General features: G+C 41.8%; 13 protein-coding genes and 2 pseudogenes. 3 read left to right on the forward strand and 12 right to left on the reverse strand.

Features of this window, described 5'->3' with window-relative positions; translation table 11 throughout:
- The 3 genes and pseudogenes from RUM_RS12815 to rlmD all read left to right on the forward strand — a co-directional run.
- Positions 1–257, forward strand: a pseudogene (locus tag RUM_RS12815) (coproporphyrinogen dehydrogenase HemZ); the annotation flags it as partial.
- The gene (locus RUM_RS03225) at positions 247–591 is read left to right on the forward strand and encodes a hypothetical protein (RefSeq protein ID WP_015557785.1); all 345 of its coding nucleotides are present in this window, start codon (positions 247–249) and stop codon (positions 589–591) included. The pseudogene RUM_RS12815 and the gene RUM_RS03225, both read left to right, overlap by 11 nt.
- A complete protein-coding gene (gene rlmD / locus RUM_RS03230; protein ID WP_015557786.1) occupies positions 588–1,943 on the forward strand; it encodes a 23S rRNA (uracil(1939)-C(5))-methyltransferase RlmD in 1,356 nt (451 codons plus the stop codon). The genes RUM_RS03225 and rlmD overlap by 4 nt, the downstream gene beginning before the upstream one ends.
- 268 nt (positions 1,944–2,211) lie before the next feature.
- Here the strand turns inward: rlmD and RUM_RS03235 are convergent, their stop codons facing one another.
- From RUM_RS03235 to RUM_RS11940, 12 genes and pseudogenes are all read right to left on the reverse strand, one after another.
- Positions 2,212–3,081, reverse strand: coding sequence for a hypothetical protein (locus tag RUM_RS03235; RefSeq protein WP_147645550.1), 870 nt, complete (start codon positions 3,079–3,081; stop codon positions 2,212–2,214).
- Positions 3,082–3,086: 5 nt separating this feature from the next.
- The gene (locus RUM_RS03240) at positions 3,087–3,845 is read right to left on the reverse strand and encodes a protein kinase domain-containing protein (RefSeq protein WP_015557788.1); all 759 of its coding nucleotides are present in this window, start codon (positions 3,843–3,845) and stop codon (positions 3,087–3,089) included.
- A 34-nt stretch (positions 3,846–3,879) separates the two neighbouring features.
- Positions 3,880–5,214 carry a protease complex subunit PrcB family protein gene (locus tag RUM_RS03245; RefSeq protein ID WP_015557789.1) on the reverse strand — a complete coding sequence of 445 codons (1,335 nt, stop codon included), beginning with the start codon at positions 5,212–5,214 and terminating at the stop codon, positions 3,880–3,882.
- A 27-nt stretch (positions 5,215–5,241) separates the two neighbouring features.
- Complete coding sequence (locus RUM_RS12315) at positions 5,242–7,407, reverse strand: ADP-ribosylglycohydrolase family protein (protein WP_015557790.1); 2,166 nt, start codon at positions 7,405–7,407, stop codon at positions 5,242–5,244.
- 39 nt (positions 7,408–7,446) lie between these two features.
- Positions 7,447–8,385 carry a hypothetical protein gene (locus RUM_RS03255; protein ID WP_015557791.1) on the reverse strand — a complete coding sequence of 313 codons (939 nt, stop codon included), beginning with the start codon at positions 8,383–8,385 and terminating at the stop codon, positions 7,447–7,449.
- A 22-nt stretch (positions 8,386–8,407) separates the two neighbouring features.
- Positions 8,408–8,959, reverse strand: a complete 552-nt coding sequence (locus RUM_RS03260; RefSeq protein WP_015557792.1) for a hypothetical protein — start codon at positions 8,957–8,959, stop codon at positions 8,408–8,410.
- A gap of 12 nt (positions 8,960–8,971) precedes the next feature.
- Complete coding sequence (locus RUM_RS03265; RefSeq protein WP_015557793.1) at positions 8,972–10,954, reverse strand: AAA family ATPase; 1,983 nt, start codon at positions 10,952–10,954, stop codon at positions 8,972–8,974.
- A gap of 10 nt (positions 10,955–10,964) precedes the next feature.
- A complete protein-coding gene (locus RUM_RS12535; RefSeq protein ID WP_157864594.1) occupies positions 10,965–11,132 on the reverse strand; it encodes a hypothetical protein in 168 nt (55 codons plus the stop codon).
- A complete protein-coding gene (locus RUM_RS03270; RefSeq protein ID WP_015557795.1) occupies positions 11,119–13,287 on the reverse strand; it encodes a DEAD/DEAH box helicase family protein in 2,169 nt (722 codons plus the stop codon). Before RUM_RS03270 ends, RUM_RS12535 begins: the two co-directional genes overlap by 14 nt.
- 11 nt (positions 13,288–13,298) lie before the next feature.
- Positions 13,299–14,450, reverse strand: coding sequence for an aminotransferase class V-fold PLP-dependent enzyme (locus tag RUM_RS03275; protein WP_242821744.1), 1,152 nt, complete (start codon positions 14,448–14,450; stop codon positions 13,299–13,301).
- 14 nt (positions 14,451–14,464) lie between these two features.
- The gene (locus RUM_RS11935; RefSeq protein WP_015557796.1) at positions 14,465–14,812 is read right to left on the reverse strand and encodes a hypothetical protein; all 348 of its coding nucleotides are present in this window, start codon (positions 14,810–14,812) and stop codon (positions 14,465–14,467) included.
- A gap of 32 nt (positions 14,813–14,844) precedes the next feature.
- Positions 14,845–15,799: pseudogene (locus RUM_RS11940) on the reverse strand (hypothetical protein); the annotation flags it as partial.

A 15,799-nucleotide genomic window follows, 5' to 3' on the forward strand; every position in this document is an offset into this window, starting at 1 on the left:
CCCTGGAGAATCTGGAAAACGTGGGCTATGCAAAGCCCGGATACGAAAGCCTGTACAATATTCTGATTATGGATGAGACCCAGACCATTTTCGGAGCAGGCTGTGGTGCGTCCACCAAGCTCGTATGCCCGGAGGGGAAGATCACCCGGATCCGGAATTACAAATTTCCTTATGAGTACATTGGGCAGTTTGACGCCTTGATGGAGAAGAAGGAGCAAATCCGCCGTATCATGGAAGGAGCCGACTATGGAGTATGATGCCTGGAGCGATCTCCGGAAAGTGTTCGATGCCGCCGCAGAAAAGACCGGCAGTGCCATTGCCTATTCCCGGCTTCGGCTGGAACGGGCTAAGTGTCTGAACCGACTCAATGGTCTGTATGAGGAACTGGGCAGAGCCAGCTATTTTGCCCTGGTTCGCAGCCGGGAGCCGGATACGGCGTCTCTGGTGGAGCAAATTACCCGGAAGCGCAGGGAATTGGAAGAGCTTTGTGCCGGACTGGGAGAGGGCAGCACCGTGACCTGTCCTTTCTGTGCCGGGCAAAACCGATCAGACAGCACCTATTGTGCAGATTGTGGAGCGCCGCTGACATGAGAAAGAAAAATGAAATTGTACCCCTGACCATTACCGGCATGACGGCAGAGGGCAATGGGGTCGGCAGGATCGAAGGGGAGGCGGTGTTCGTCCCCCGGACTGCCGTTGGGGACAAGCTGCAATGCAGAATCGTCAAGGCCATGCCCACCTACGCCTTCGGCATCATCGAACAGCTGGAGGAGCCTTCCCTGGACCGGATTCAGCCGGATTGCCCGGTTTATGCGTCCTGCGGCGGATGCGCCTTCCGGCATATGACCTACCAGGCGGAATGCAACGTCAAACAGCAGGTGGTGGAGGATGCGTTTGTCCGGATCGGCGGGCTGCACCCTGTTTTTTTGCCCATTCTGGGTTGTGATACGCCAATAGGATACCGGAACAAGGCTCAGTACCCGGTGGGCATGCAGAACGGACAGGCTGTCTGCGGCTTTTACGCCAAGCGGAGCCATCGGATCGTTCCCTATACCCATTGTGCTTTGCAGCCGCCCTTGTTCGGTGAGATCCTGGAGGCAGCACTGGAACACATCCGGCAGCAGGGGCTCCAGCCCTATGACGAGCAGAGGGGGACGGGCTTGCTGCGGCATCTGTACCTGCGGCAGGGGTATCATTCCGGGGAAGTCATGCTTTGCTTTGTGGTGACCCGTCCGGCAAGGGAACAGCTGATGCCCTTAAGTCAGCAACTGCAACACCGGTTTCCGCAATTGACCAGTATCTGCATGAATGTGAATCCGGCACGCACCAACGTGATTTTGGGTAAGCGGACGGAAACCCTGCTGGGGCAGGCGGCGATCCGGGATACCATGTGCGGCATCCGGGTGGAGCTGTCCCCCCATGCTTTTTACCAGGTGAACACTGCCCAGGCGGAGCGGCTGTATGGCATTGCCCGGGAATTTGCGCAGCTGGACGGTCGCCAGTCTTTGCTGGATCTGTACTGTGGCACCGGTACCATCGGCTTGTCCATGGCGGATGGGGTGAAGCACCTGACCGGGGTAGAGGTGATCCCCCAGGCGGTGGAAAATGCCATCCGGAATGCCCGGGAGAATCGCATTGAAAACGCCGACTTTCATGTGGGGGATGCAGCCCAGTGGGCACAGCAGCTTGCCCAGCGCGGAGAGCATCCGGATGTGATCGTGCTGGATCCGCCCCGAAAGGGCTGTGATGCCCAGACTCTGGAGGCAGTGTGCCGCATGGCACCCCAGCGCATTGTGATGATCTCCTGTAATCCTGCCACTGCCGCCCGGGACTGTGCACTGCTGGACAAGATGGGATACCACGCCCAGAAGGTTCAGGCGGTGGATCTGTTCCCCAGAACGGGACACGTTGAGTGCGTAGTTTTGATGTCAAGGAAAAAATAAAGAGCATAAGAAAAGTGCCGAAAATTCGGCACTTTTTCTCTTATGTAGAAATGATGAGATTATCGTGGAATGGATTTTCACCGTTCTCGGAAACAAGTCCAGTGTCTCTCGGAGATACAGTGCGCTTTGACTTACTAAAAGCACCCGACCTTATGTAGTTGGAGGGAAGAAATCCATGTCTTCACAAATGTAGACTCATAATTATACTTACTTAACGCTTGCTGTGTGTAAAATAGCTCTGCACTAGAATTATTATGTTATGCCATTCTTAATACAATTTCGCTATTAATCCATTACCATTCGGATCTTTTATTTGACCATAAGAAAAAGTTATATTGAACTGTATAAGTGTCTTTATTACGTTAAATTCAAAGTCTTCGACTTTTGTACTGTAATTATATTCGCGAAAATAAGGACAAACGGATTTTAATTGTTCCTTTGTTTCTATAGGAATCCAATAATTCCATCCATGAATATTAGGAACTCGCAAGAACACTTTTAAAATTCCATAAAGAGGATCAGCTGGATTATCAAGAATAGCAACATTTATACCAACCCCACAGTCTGCTTGAATTACTCCCCAAAGCAATATCTTACTTTTCAAGTATTTGTATTCGATAATTCGTGGATTTGGATTAATAATATTGTTAAGCAATTCGTTTTTATCATCTTCATCATAATACACTGTTGTAGGAATCACTCTAAGAGGCTGCGTTTCTTCTATTGGAGTTGTCATAAAACAAAAGCTAATTTCTCGTTCGTCTTCGTCTTCTGAAAGAGGTTCAACTGTGTACTGAAAAGAAAATGTCTCCTCTTCATCGTTTATTTCTATATTACTTAATTTCAGTTTACCGTTTGCAGTATTTCGATTGAAGCTATCAACAATCTGCATTAATGGATTGTAAATTTTCGATTGAATCAGGCTGATAAGTCTTCTGAACGCTTCAATCCTTTCGTTTTCTTCCTTCGTTTGTTTTGCAACTTTGGAATCTATTGATTGCTTTCTCATAGCCGAATCCTTTAATAATAAGTCTACAAATGCATCTCTTGAACCGCATTTTCCGGCATCAGATTCAGATAGGAATTTTTTTATTTCTTCCCATGATTTAAAACGTTCGGTTGTAGATTTAGCCATCATTTTATTTATGAGATTCTGAAAACTGTATCAACATTAGAATTAAACGGATTAATTGCCGCAGTCATATGCATCGTTCTGTAGTCTCCAGTATCATTGTAAGGATACCTATTATTTGCAATCTGATAGAACACAATCCCCATTGCATAAATATCCACTTGAATATTATTTAAACCATGCTCACCGGGATTAGCCCACAATTCTGGTGCGTAGTACTCTTTTGTACCATACCCTTTCATGGTTTTCGATGCCGATCTTGTTGCCTCATTAATATACTTAGACAAGCCATAATCACTAATTTTATATTTTCCATTAGATTTTAAGATGTTAGCGGGCTTTATATCTCTATGAACTGCTTCTTGACAAATATCAATCATTCCGTCAATTAACTGAATATAAATGTCAAAAAGCTTTTCTGATGGATACGAAGCTCCTATTCGCTCTAAAGTTTTAAGTTCATCTTCTAAACTCCCACCATCTGCAAATTCCATGACAATAAAGCATGGATAGTCATTATGACCATGCTCATTCAAATAATAATACTTTATAGCGTGATCTGACGCCACCCTACTTGCAATGTCAAACTCATTTTTTAAACTATAGATGCTTTTTGAATCGAAATGATCCAATACTTTGATTCCGTAAAATCCACCATTACACGTTGCTTTATATACACGAGAAAAGCCCCCACTTCCAACTTCATCAATAATGCTGTATTGATTATTATTGTCATCAACAACAATTGTTCCAATGTCGATTCTTTTCATACTAATAACGCTCCTTTATAGTTTTATCTGATTATTATTTGCTCGCATCATACGGCTGACAAGGACTGCTGCCAACAGGCGAAAAGCTGTATACATCGGTGATTGTCACGGGATCCTCTCCCTCGAAATTGCCTTTGCATGCTACAATGAGCACATTTCCAGGTGCGAGTTCACCGTTATAGATACCGGGATCATAGGCTTCCATGCTGAGCCTGTATCTGACATCTTTCTTGATCTGCGGGAATCGTTCGGACGGGGTATCTGTTTTCACGATGACAAAGCCATCGTCCGTTACCTCGTCAACAGTCGCCATGAAATGCATAACACCTTCCGGAATATAGCCATCTTCAGCTGTATATGAACCTTCTGCAGCGAAAATGCAGAATTCATTACCAATCTGGACATCGAGGGTATCCTTCTCAAAACCGTACTGCCAGCCTTCTGCATTGAAGTTTGCTTCGCCGTCCTCGTCCGGTATCTCACTGCTGTCGATAACTTTTTCAATCGTTCCATCAAGCATGCCGCAGCGCACAAGGCTGGAAACATAGCCAGTATCAACATACAGTGTTCCGTTGACCATGATTGCTCTGCGTGGAAGAGAATAACGTGGTGTTTTTAGATCCTGGGTGGAAGTAAGAATACCCAGGCATTCATATTCAAAACCGGAAGAGTTCTTGATTATTATTCCGTCAGGCGGCTCATGTGAGAATGTAATTGCGCAGTTCGGATAAGTAAACGCTTCCGTAACAGTTTCATCTTGTGCCGGAGCTGTTTCCTCTACGGTCACGATCACCGTACCGCAATCTAAGCAGTCAAGGCCAGTGACCTTGATTCCATATCCGCCGGTGGAACGCTCTCCGCTGCAGATCGTGTACTGATACTTGCCGTCTACGACATCAACGCAGTATCCACGCTGCTTATACTTTGAATTATAGGAATCTCCCTTAGCAATCTCATATTCAAGATCGTTCATCAGCGTTCCCTTGTTTGAGAGAGAAGCTGTGGCTGGCTCAGAAACGACAGTGACCTTCTGAATGTTTCCGAACATAGCAGGATAGATTTCCAGAATATTACCATCATAGGTGATTTCGAGTGTCATGCCAACAGCCGGAGTTACTCCTTCGTCAAGCAGAGATGCTGATAGCGTAAACTTATCTGCCGAGCTGAGTTCCCATGAGCCGTCCACAGGGGTAACAGTGACCGTATTACCGTTAATCTCTGTGATAGTTGCTCTGCATACACTTTCAGCAGGCGTTGTCTGCTCTGTTACCTGATCGGTCGGCTGCTGCGCAGGAGTAGTGCTTGAGTCCATTCCGCAAGCTGTCAGGGACAAGCAGAGTGCGGCAATCAAGAAAAGTTTTGGTTTCATTGAACTCACCTCCGTAGATACAGTACCTTAACGTTTCCCACCGGGATAAGTAGCGTATATGTACTTGCTTTCCCACACTTCATCGCGGTTTGAATCATATTCACTGATCCGACAGTCATTATACAGATCATCTGCTATTTCTATGATAATATCATGCAATTCCAGATGCTCCTTGTATTTCTGAGGAATCGCATCATAGCCAAGATACGCTCCAAGTATATTGCCGCAGACTGCGCCAGTAGAATCACTGTCGCCATTATGATTAACCGCTACGCGGATAGCCTTGTCAAAATCTCGCTCGTATTTCAAAGCACAATAAACAGCGATTGCTAATGTTTCTTCGGCAACCCAGCCTTCTCCCAATTGGTGAATGGCATTCAGGTCATCGGATGCTGTATCGGAAAGCATGATTGATTTTTCCATGATTGCCGTAAACTCATTAATGTGTTTCGCATCAGGAAACAGTTTTCTCATAGCATCAATTGCGTCCTTCACAGCATCTTTCAGAGAAATTCTTTCTTCTAATAACGCTCTAATAATATGAACTAATGCTGCTGCCGGAATAAAACCAAGATCATGCCCGTGTGTCAATGCCGCCGCCTCTGCACCGAGTTTATCTGACATTTCAAATTGCTGATGTTTATTGACAAAATACAAACCAATAGGTGCAACGCGCATTACTCCGCCGCAGCCTTTACTATCGTTGATTGGATGAACGGTTGATCCTTCTGCTCCTTGCTTGATCGCAGAGAGACAAGTGTTACCTGGAGCACGGCGACTAAATAGCGCTGGGATATTCATTAGCCATGAACAAAGATAATCTTCCTGAATTGGGTAAGTCTCTTTTTGCGTCCTATACCAGTTTTGATACATGATCTGGATATAGCTTTCATAGTCGCCCATGATACCTCTTGTCATTCCACGCGTAGTACCAAAGAGCAGACCATTTGCTGTAAACAAAGTCATTTGCGTATCATCAGAAATCTCAGCGACACCATTTTTTAGTTCATACTCTGTGATTCCGTCATTTCCATATTTGGAGATAATCTGGTTCTCATGCATGAATTCTACCGCATAGCCCAATGCGTCACCAGCAGCTCCGCCAATAAGACAGCCATGGAATTTGTCGATACTTCTGGTATTATTTACTTCATGGTTCTCTTGGATAATTTCTCGAACCGCCATCAAAGCAAAGCCGAGGATATTCTGTCCAGTCCATTTAGTTGCATCAAAGCGTTCCGATTCATTCAAACGGATACCACAAGCCCAGATTTTATCACTGTGAGCGCACTCAACGAGATAGGCTTCCTTTGTATTGATAAGTCGTTCTCTCAAATCAGCGTTCTGATTGAACTTTGCAAGCAGTCCGCGCATCGCGATTGCTTGTCTTGCGCCAGCCCAAACACCATTGATATAACCGGTGCAGAGTTTGCCGAGCTTTTGCTGTTCCGAAGGATCATCAGTCAGCAACACTTTCTTTGCTGTGGCTTGGTCGCCGAAGAGAACACACTTCTGATACATGATATACTGCTCCATCGAGGAATAATGAACACCGTCAAGATCAAACGGCGACATATACCAATTGCTCAGAAAACCATAGAGTTCATTTGGTAGATGAAAGAATACTGCTTCAACCTGACGACCGGATATTAAAAGGTTCTCGAATAAAAGGCTGCTGCTTGAAGAATTCAATTCGTTCAAAATCTCAATACCAGTGTCAATGATTCGTTTATCTAATACTGCAAAAATTATCTCTATGCTATGAGTTGAACTATTCTCGAAGTCCCTGCATGCATGGATAGCTTGTCTCCATGCATCTTCAAGCGGGTAGCCGTAGATTCCGGCAGAGATTAATGGAAATCCGATAGAATGGCACCCGTTTTCAGTAGCAAGCTCCAGAGAACGTTTATAGGCATTGTATAGTGCTTGCGGCTCTCCATTCTGACCACCGCGCCAGATCGGACCGACAGCATGGATGATATATTTCGCCTTAAGGTCAAAGCCACTAGTAATGACAGCGGAACCTGTATCGCAGTGCTTGAAGACATCACAAGCTGCTTGTAGTTTATCATATCCAGCTGCGCTGAAAATTGCACCGCATACGCCACCTCCAGCTTGAAGATGCTCATTTGCTGCATTTACGATGGCATCAGTAGATAAATCAGTAATACTGATCTGCTTAATGGTGATCATGATGAAATTCCTCCGTATTATTGTTTTCAAGCATTTTTATCATCCTTGTTTATCTTGCTTTTCTAGCCATTTCATTAAAAGAATAGGATCATTAAACAGTTCTGAATCTATGTCCGCGTATTCATACTCATCAAGATCATCTTCTGGATAATCATCTTCATATGGGTCTTCACCAAAAGGATTTTGTTCTTGCGCTTCATCATCAATATCGAGAAGTAAGAGCTCCAAATCAAGATTGTAATCACTTGTAACTGTAACTGTAATGTCATCCTGATCAACATAGTCGTCACCATATTCTATTACTGCTCTATTCTTAATCTGACGGATTAACTCTTCTAGTTGCTCTTGCTCGATATCATGAATGTCATTCTCTTTAAAGTAATCAACAGGAAATAATTCTAAAGCTGCATAGTCATAGCTATATGGATGTGTGTAATACCAACGCGCACAGTTATAGACAAAATCAATATAAAAAGCTTTGCTAGATTTGATACTAAAATTAGAAATATCAAGTTTATATAATAAATCATCGAGTTCATCATACAAACTAAACCAGTCAGAAAGAATACTCTGATGACCAAAACCACTCATTGATAGCATTGTATAATCATCATGTTTATAGAAAACAATAGAAACTTCACTTCCGAACGAAGTGTGCAAAAAAGCATGTGTATCAGCTGCCAGCTGACTTCGCTCAGAAAGTGTCGATGAAAGAACGACAGAATAAAATGAAATCTTATTCTTTTCCGTTGTATCATCGAATGCATCTGATGGAATATCAAATAAATGGGATACATACTCTATAGAAGCTAACTGCTTTCTTTGATATGCTGTTAATAATATATCTTTCTCTGATTCTATGTATACAACTTGTTTTGGAGATTGATTGTGTGTTAATGGAAAGGAAGTAGTGGTGATCCCAGCAACACGGCACAATTCTAGTATGCGTTCATAGAATAGTTCATTGTCAAAGATCATTTCACCACCACTTCCTTTGGGGTCATTTCATAAGTTTTGCTAAGGCTTCATCATAGGAGAAACCCTCATATTCTCGCTTAAAAGTAGTCATTACTTCGTAGACTCGTTCCATATAATCAATTCTATTAATACATCCATCCGTAAACTGCTCATACATTAATTCAAGCCCACCACGAACATACTCGTGAAACAACTCCATGCACTGTTGAGCTTCTTCCTTTTTGCTTTCATCCGAATCATAGCGAAATGCGCGATCAACACGCTCTGAAGGCGTTAGCTCAACACTTTCATCTAACAACATTACTAAACGATAAAGAAATTCACAGTTTGCATGTTCTGCTGAATAAGCATCCGCATATATTCTGGCACGATCTTTTGAGTCTGTATCTTTTGGTGCTCGTTTGGAATACAAAATGCCCCATACAGCTGCATTCATATAAACATCAATATACCGCTCTAGAAGCTTCGCTGAGCTCTTGGGAACATCTGCCTCATCTTCTTTTGAGTTCTTTACCGCCAGAAACTTCAGAAAAGTTGCATGTTTTCCTGTTATTGTATAGTCTCTATCAAACATATCTAGCCCTCCTTAATTCAAGACGGTATAAGTTTCGGACTGCTTCTGCAGGTGGTAGGTGGCCCCAATTTTATTTGCCATAACCGGCTGCGCATAATTCCAATCCTTCTGCATAACAAACATGATAACTTGCTCCGCTACCTCTGGAAGTACTTTCGAGATATTCGCAGTATGTGTTTCGTCAGCATTAGAAAAAGGAGCGTCCATGACGAGTGGATATGGTTCAGTTGGAATTGGTATACCAGCCTCACCGCTGTCAGCTATAATTTTTTCTTTTGCAAGTGCAACAAGACCTGCTATAAAAGCAAAGTTCTTAACGCGATTTGAACCTTCTGATTCTCCTGCAGCAACTTCCTTGTCCGCAATAGTAGTTAAGAGAGAAACTTGATATCTCATGTCAATGGCAACTCTACGATGTCCATGATACATACGCTCAAATATATCATTAACTTTATCTTCTAGCTGTTCTCTGATATCATGTTCCTTTTCTTTATATGTTGTCGCAAACCATTCTCTCACTGACTCTGCATAAGAAATCAATTCCATAATCTGCTTGTTTTTTCCGGATACAGCCACCAAGCTATCATAGAGTTTTTGACAACTATCTATGGTTTGCTTGTATGAGCCATCATCACGAATGAGTCTTTCTTTCTTAGCGTTTAGTTCACGGAGCCTCTTTTTGGTATCAAGAAGATCTGCTTCGTATTGAGCCATGTTTTCAGTATCTTTTATGCTTTCACTGATTCTCTGCAAATCATCTTCCATATCCTGAATGCGATCCATAAGTCTGTGGATTTCTGCATATCTATTGGTAATACTGTCATATGTTGTATCAGCTGATCTTGAAAAATTAGAAAGCTTATCTCGATAGTGTCGAACAGTATTTCCGATATTCTCAGGCGGAACATACGCTAATTCTTCCTTAAGATGACAGTAAGCATCATTTCCTTCAGTTATTTCCGCACCGCATATACATCTACCTCGTCTTAGAAGTTCAAGAATGGTTGGGGCGGTTAAGTCAACGACGCCCTTGTCATCTACCTTTACCTCTTTCAAAAATTCGCTAGTTCTTCTAACAAGCGATTGAGAGAAAAACGCTAATGCTCCATTACTAAACTCTTTAAAGAATAATGCGATTTTCTCATCGAGATTAGATTTTTCAGCAATAAGCAACTTTTCGAGTTTTTCCTTTTCACGCTGGAGTCTAGCAGATTCTTCATTATCTCGGAGAATTGTTTCTAACTGATCCTTCTTTGCTTCGTAGCTGTTTATCTGAGAATTACACTCCTCAATTTGGGCGGAAATAGCGTCTCTTTTTTCTCTTGCAATCCGAATGCGATTTAGCGCATCTTGTGCTCGAGAATCACCATCCAAATCCATGCTCCCATAAAGGCGACCAATTACAGAAGTTTTCTTGGTTCTATCTCCAAGATGATGTACTGCATTGTCAATTGGCGCAAGACCTAATAACCCTTTAACAGCTTCTGCAACATCCTTACGAGTGCTAATGCTACTAACACGTTCTGTATCAAAGAAGAAATATGTTGAAAGATCCTCTGGGAGAATTGTGTTTATCATGTTTTTTACTTGTGATGCCTTAATTGGCTCCATCTCGCCATTTTCCTGCTTATATGATACTTTGGCTAATGCTTCTCTTTCTCCAACAGCCTTTCCTCTTTCAAAGTAGTAGTTCTGGGTACGGGAAATGACGTACTCAACATCTTGATGAATAACAGTGATTTCCACTTCAACTATCCGCTTGTCTCCTTCACGCATTTCGGATGCAATCTCCAGATTCAACAGCATATCCGGATTATGATCAAATTTTGCTATACCGTAGAAGCACCAATTGAATGCTTGTAGAAGTGTTGTTTTACCGAAAGTATTGTCTCCAAGTATAACAGTAACATTCTGCTTTGGATCAACAGAGAAGGAAACATTAGTAGTGCCTTTGAATTGACGAAAATTCTCCATTCGCAAAGTTTTTATTAACATGGCGTTCTCCTTAATACTTTTTTCCAGCTTCGTTGCTGATTATTTTTGTAATCGTTTCCACCATCTGGTCATTGTTTTTTTCTCTGGTTTTGAGATTTTTCATCTCCGCTTCGAGAATTTTGACCTTCATTGCACTTAAGCGCTTTTCATCAAGTTCCTGCGGGTTAGACTTCATCATATTCATCCTCCATTTCGGGAATAATGTCGTAAGCTTGTCGGATTTCACTTATAAGTTGATCTGATTCATATGGGTTCTCTGCAATAGAAGAAAAATCAACCATACGAGAAATCTCACGCTTTGCTAATGATTGAACCCCTTCAATTGTCTCTGCATCATATTGTGAAACACAATCGAGCGGAATCGGAAGGGTTATATAGTCGTAAATATGAGCGTACTGTTTTCCAGGTGAATTTCTTAAGACTCGGCCGCGTCTTTGAACATATTCCTTTGGGTTAGTGCTGCTCGCCAGAATAAATGCCGTACTGATGTTAGGAATATTAACACCTTCATCTAAGCATCGAATAGCTACTAATGCTTGTAAATGTTTTCCTTCCGCAAATTCTTCCTTAATTCGTTCGCGTTCATCGCTCTTTTCTTCAGATGTGAATTTACTTACTCTCATACCAAGCTGATTACCTAACATATCAACGACTATGTCAATTTGTTTTGCTTCATCTTGAGAAGGGTGTTTTTCACTATAGTCTGCATCATGAAGAGTAGTTGCCCCACAGTATACTAAAATATGTGATTGATCTATGTATTCCTGAATATCATTGCGTAAAGCTTCCAATTTACCGTTCGCACCTGCAACGAGACGGGCGCGTTTGATTAACAGCATTTTAGCATATTCGCTTAGTTCAATTTTGCCATCAGATAGAACATGACTGTTTTTTCTGATTTTCACAGTCAAGTCCATATATTCTTGAAGTTCAGTTTCATTAAGAGCAACAACAGAAGGGTGATAATAATATGGTGTCAACATATGACTATCAATTGCTTCTTGGAGTGTATATGTTATACACTTCTCTCCAAAATAATCGTATAGCTTTTGCGTTCCTTCCGGATCACCGTGACGATCAATGGTTGCAGATAAAGCCAAACGATATGGGAAATGCTGAAGCAGGGAGCGACTTAGTTTCTCAGCACCAAAATTATGGGCTTCATCAACGACAATAACAATGTTTCCTTGAAGTTTTATCATCTGTTGCTGAACGTCGTCTAAAGAAAATGTTGCATTAGTACAAAGCATGCAAAAGTGTTTTTTTACACCAAGATTGAAACTTGTAACCGCATTCTTGAGACGATCTCGCCAGTTTTTTTGAGAAGATGCTGAATAGCAAATTATCGGTTTCATGCCAAAAGCTTCAACATCGTCTTTCCACTGTTCCACGAGATGTTGATATGGGCAAATAATTATAACGGCAAGATTTCTTTCTTTTGCTTTATATAAATGAGCAATTGCGGCAAGAGCAGTATATGTCTTTCCTGCGCCTGTAGCCATATCAAATATTCCCTGATAATTATGCTGTTCCCAGTTTAGAATAGCTTTTTCTTGATAAGAGCGCATTTGAACCGTAGGCGGAACGTGAGGACCTTCTACATTAAGAGATAAATCGTTAACTACTGGGGCGTTGAATTCCTCTATAGCAGACTTTATCGTATCTGTACGGCGATATCTTGTCAATAATTCTTCTGAAATCTCAGGGAAACTCATTACTTTTATACCAGGCTCATAATCGTTCCACATAGCAGTAAATGCCGATTGTTTACTAAGAACACGATCTGCATCATGGCTCCATGAAGTGAAAACATCAAACGCTTCATAATTTATCTTAAAGGCAGTTTCGCTTTCATTCATTGATCCGGAGAATGCAATAACATTATCTTCCTCATCAATCATTAAGCCTAGTTTCTCGTGAAATAAGCCAATCTCTCCCTCTTCATCCATAAATGCAATTCTAATTTCGAGTTTCCCCGCTGCGATTAGATTACAAAGGAGATTAAGGCGTAGCTCTTCAAATCTTCCCTTAGGCTCTTGTAATTCTCTAAGAAGTGCTTCTTTAATAACTTCATCTTTTTTTCTTAGCCCTTCATTTATAGCTGTAATATCTTCTTCAGATAATCGTGGCGAAGCTATTATTTGAATTTGGCCGTCATTCTTTAATAATCCCTTGATACCAAGTGCAATTGCGGACAGAGCAGATGAGGAAAAAAAGCCAACTGCACGTTTATACATTACTGCTTCATTTAATACAGGAGTGTAAAAATCATTAACTACATCATCAAGCCGTGATCTATATTCAGGCTTGAGGGTGAGATCCAGGAAACTCATAATTTCACCGCCTAACTATTCTCATATATATATTGTAATGCATGATCCAACATACTAAAGTCTTCATCCGAGTTAAAATACCCCACACTGAATCGAACCGTTCCAGCAGGGAATGTATTAATAAATCGATGCGCGTAAGGAGCGCAATGCAGTCCGCTGCGAAATGCGATATGTTGTTCACTCAGAACCTGTCCAATCTCATCGCTGCTATACCGATCAAATAAGCAAGAAACTAAGCCTATCTGCTTTTCGGCGTGTAATATACGTATATTGTCGTACTGAGTTAAAAGGTCTATTAAGCGTCTTTTGTTTTCTTGCTCCCGGTCGTAGATATTGGGGATACCTGTTTCAAGAAGCCATTTTAAAGAAGCATTAAGGCCTGCGATAGCAATGGAACTGTGACTTCCTGCTTCAAAGCGCTCAGGCGAAGAAACTGGCATTTCCTGATTAGCGGATTCAATTCCTGTTCCTCCATAAATCAAAGGAGGAAGCTGCTCAGGATACTGACAGATAAAACCAGAAATACCGAGTGGACCATAGAGCGTTTTGTGACCAGCGAATACCACATAGTCAAAATCGGAACTGCTGATATCCGTATCAATCAGCCCTGCTGTTTGACACATATCCGCCACAGTAACTGCACTAAAATGTTTAGCAAGCGAGAAAATGTCATGAATCGGCGCTACAGCCCCTGTAACATTGCTTGCATGACTTATGACAACACAGTGTGGCGGTTCTTTCTGAAATTGCAATTGAATTGCTTTCAGGTCATATCTGAGAGTATCTTGATTGACAAATAACTGAATAACCTTAATATTCTTCTCTTTAGATAGATGATGCAATGTTCTAGTAACCGCATTATGTTCAAATGGGGAAATATATACAGTACCGCCATCTGGAATAATTTGTGAAGTCAGTATTATATTAAGAGCTTCTGTTGCTGTATTTGTAAATACAATTTTTTTATTTGAGCAGTGAAAAAGCCGCAATAGTAATTCTCTTGTTTCATCAGCAACAAAAGAGGCTCTAGCGGACAACAAATGCTGTCCTCGCCCCATACTTACACCATAGTTACGAGCGCAATCATCCATAGCCTGATAGACTGCCTTTGGCTTTGGAAATGAAGTTGCTGCATTGTCAAAATAAGCGATGTGTTCCTGCACGTTAATCCCTCACATTAGCACAGGCTCTCTAAAATCTCAAATAGAACCTGTCTTTTTTCTTGCTCGGAAATAGACTGTCCCATATCCGAAATTGCACCAGTAATATCTCTGTAAAGCAATTCAGCTCTTCTGCTGTACTCTACACGATCAAAGCTCTTGATTTCTTCTTCACCGTTTTCGTTAACAGTAACAATCTTATACTGCTTTCCTTTTACGTCTTGACGCTGATCGGCAGTCGAATCAAAGTCTTCTACCGTGTTTTTAAATTGCTGCAAAGAGGTTATGAACTGTTCAAGAATAGAATTGTTCCAATCATCAATTCTTAGTCCAGTAACAGCTTTTGCTATCCTCTCTGCAAACATGTGCTCATCGTTTGTTACTGTTGAAATAAGTTTTAATACAGCATTTTCATTGTAGCAAAGAGATTCTGCGTAGTATTCTTTGATAAGCTCTCATACCATTCAGTAAGGAGGTTCTTCAAAGACATCCCTGCAGTAGCTCCAAAAATACTGCTGATTTCTTTGATAACACGCTTAATCAGCTCATCCTTCGCCTGATCAAGTTCTTGCTTGCAGCTTTTAATCTGATCAGAAACGGTTTCACTTGCAAGCGTTTCTTCAAAAGCATTGGGAAGTTGAATAATCAAATAGTCTCTTGCATTGCTTTTGACAGCTTTCAGCAGATGGAAGAATGCCTTATGCTTTTTTGAGATGGATTTATCATTAGCGTATCTCCTCTGCATTTCTCTAGCGCACTTAGGAAGAGCAAGATACCACCGATCCATAGCACTCACGATATAAGAAAAGCTATTCAGTGCGCGTTCTTTTTCAATGATATGGTCCGTAAAGAGCTCATCTAAAGCAGATAAATAGTCTTTCTTATCCTGATCCCAGTCTTCCATAAGGACAGAGAAAATGTCAGGCTTTTCATTTATGCTGTTTAAAGTGTCGGAGTTGATTTTCACCTCTACTCCGTTAGACTTAATAATCAAGTCTTTCTTTATTTCATGGAGAACAACTGCAATATAGACAGGTATGGCGCCTTTCTTCATTCCGATACCATGTTGATGATCTACAAGCTGAGTATAGAGTTCCCCTAGAGAGCGTTCTCCTTCAGTAGCGGTTGATTGGAAGAATGCACGAATCACATCAAGTACATATCGAATACTTTCCTCTGCGTTTTCAGCTGAAAACAAAGCTTTTCTCTCATTTTGCTGCAACACCCCTGTTTGAATCAGAGTGCTTCGCATGAAAGAAACATCCTGACCGGTTCCGGTAAGTCCGAGATTCGGCTGCGTCTCGTCGTTCTCTAAAATAGCAGTTGTCAGTTTTGAGCGGTTTGTTACGGCT

This window comes from Ruminococcus champanellensis 18P13 = JCM 17042, assembly GCF_000210095.1.
Lineage (GTDB): Bacteria > Bacillota > Clostridia > Oscillospirales > Ruminococcaceae > Ruminococcus_F > Ruminococcus_F champanellensis.

What these genes read in the sequence shown, in the direction of transcription:
- RUM_RS03235 (WP_147645550.1), bottom strand. Translation starts at nt 3,081, where the DNA reads ATGATGGCTAAATCTACAACCGAACGTTTTAAATCATGGGAAGAAATA.
- RUM_RS03260 (WP_015557792.1), bottom strand. Translation starts at nt 8,959, where the DNA reads ATGTTTGATAGAGACTATACAATAACAGGAAAACATGCAACTTTTCTG.
- RUM_RS03265 (WP_015557793.1), bottom strand. Translation starts at nt 10,954, where the DNA reads ATGTTAATAAAAACTTTGCGAATGGAGAATTTTCGTCAATTCAAAGGC.
- rlmD (WP_015557786.1), top strand. Translation starts at nt 588, where the DNA reads ATGAGAAAGAAAAATGAAATTGTACCCCTGACCATTACCGGCATGACG.
- RUM_RS03240 (WP_015557788.1), bottom strand. Translation starts at nt 3,845, where the DNA reads ATGAAAAGAATCGACATTGGAACAATTGTTGTTGATGACAATAATAAT.
- RUM_RS03245 (WP_015557789.1), bottom strand. Translation starts at nt 5,214, where the DNA reads ATGAAACCAAAACTTTTCTTGATTGCCGCACTCTGCTTGTCCCTGACA.
- RUM_RS03270 (WP_015557795.1), bottom strand. Translation starts at nt 13,287, where the DNA reads ATGAGTTTCCTGGATCTCACCCTCAAGCCTGAATATAGATCACGGCTT.
- RUM_RS03255 (WP_015557791.1), bottom strand. Translation starts at nt 8,385, where the DNA reads ATGATCTTTGACAATGAACTATTCTATGAACGCATACTAGAATTGTGC.
- RUM_RS11935 (WP_015557796.1), bottom strand. Translation starts at nt 14,812, where the DNA reads ATGTTTGCAGAGAGGATAGCAAAAGCTGTTACTGGACTAAGAATTGAT.
- RUM_RS12535 (WP_157864594.1), bottom strand. Translation starts at nt 11,132, where the DNA reads ATGATGAAGTCTAACCCGCAGGAACTTGATGAAAAGCGCTTAAGTGCA.
- RUM_RS12315 (WP_015557790.1), bottom strand. Translation starts at nt 7,407, where the DNA reads ATGATCACCATTAAGCAGATCAGTATTACTGATTTATCTACTGATGCC.
- RUM_RS03225 (WP_015557785.1), top strand. Translation starts at nt 247, where the DNA reads ATGGAGTATGATGCCTGGAGCGATCTCCGGAAAGTGTTCGATGCCGCC.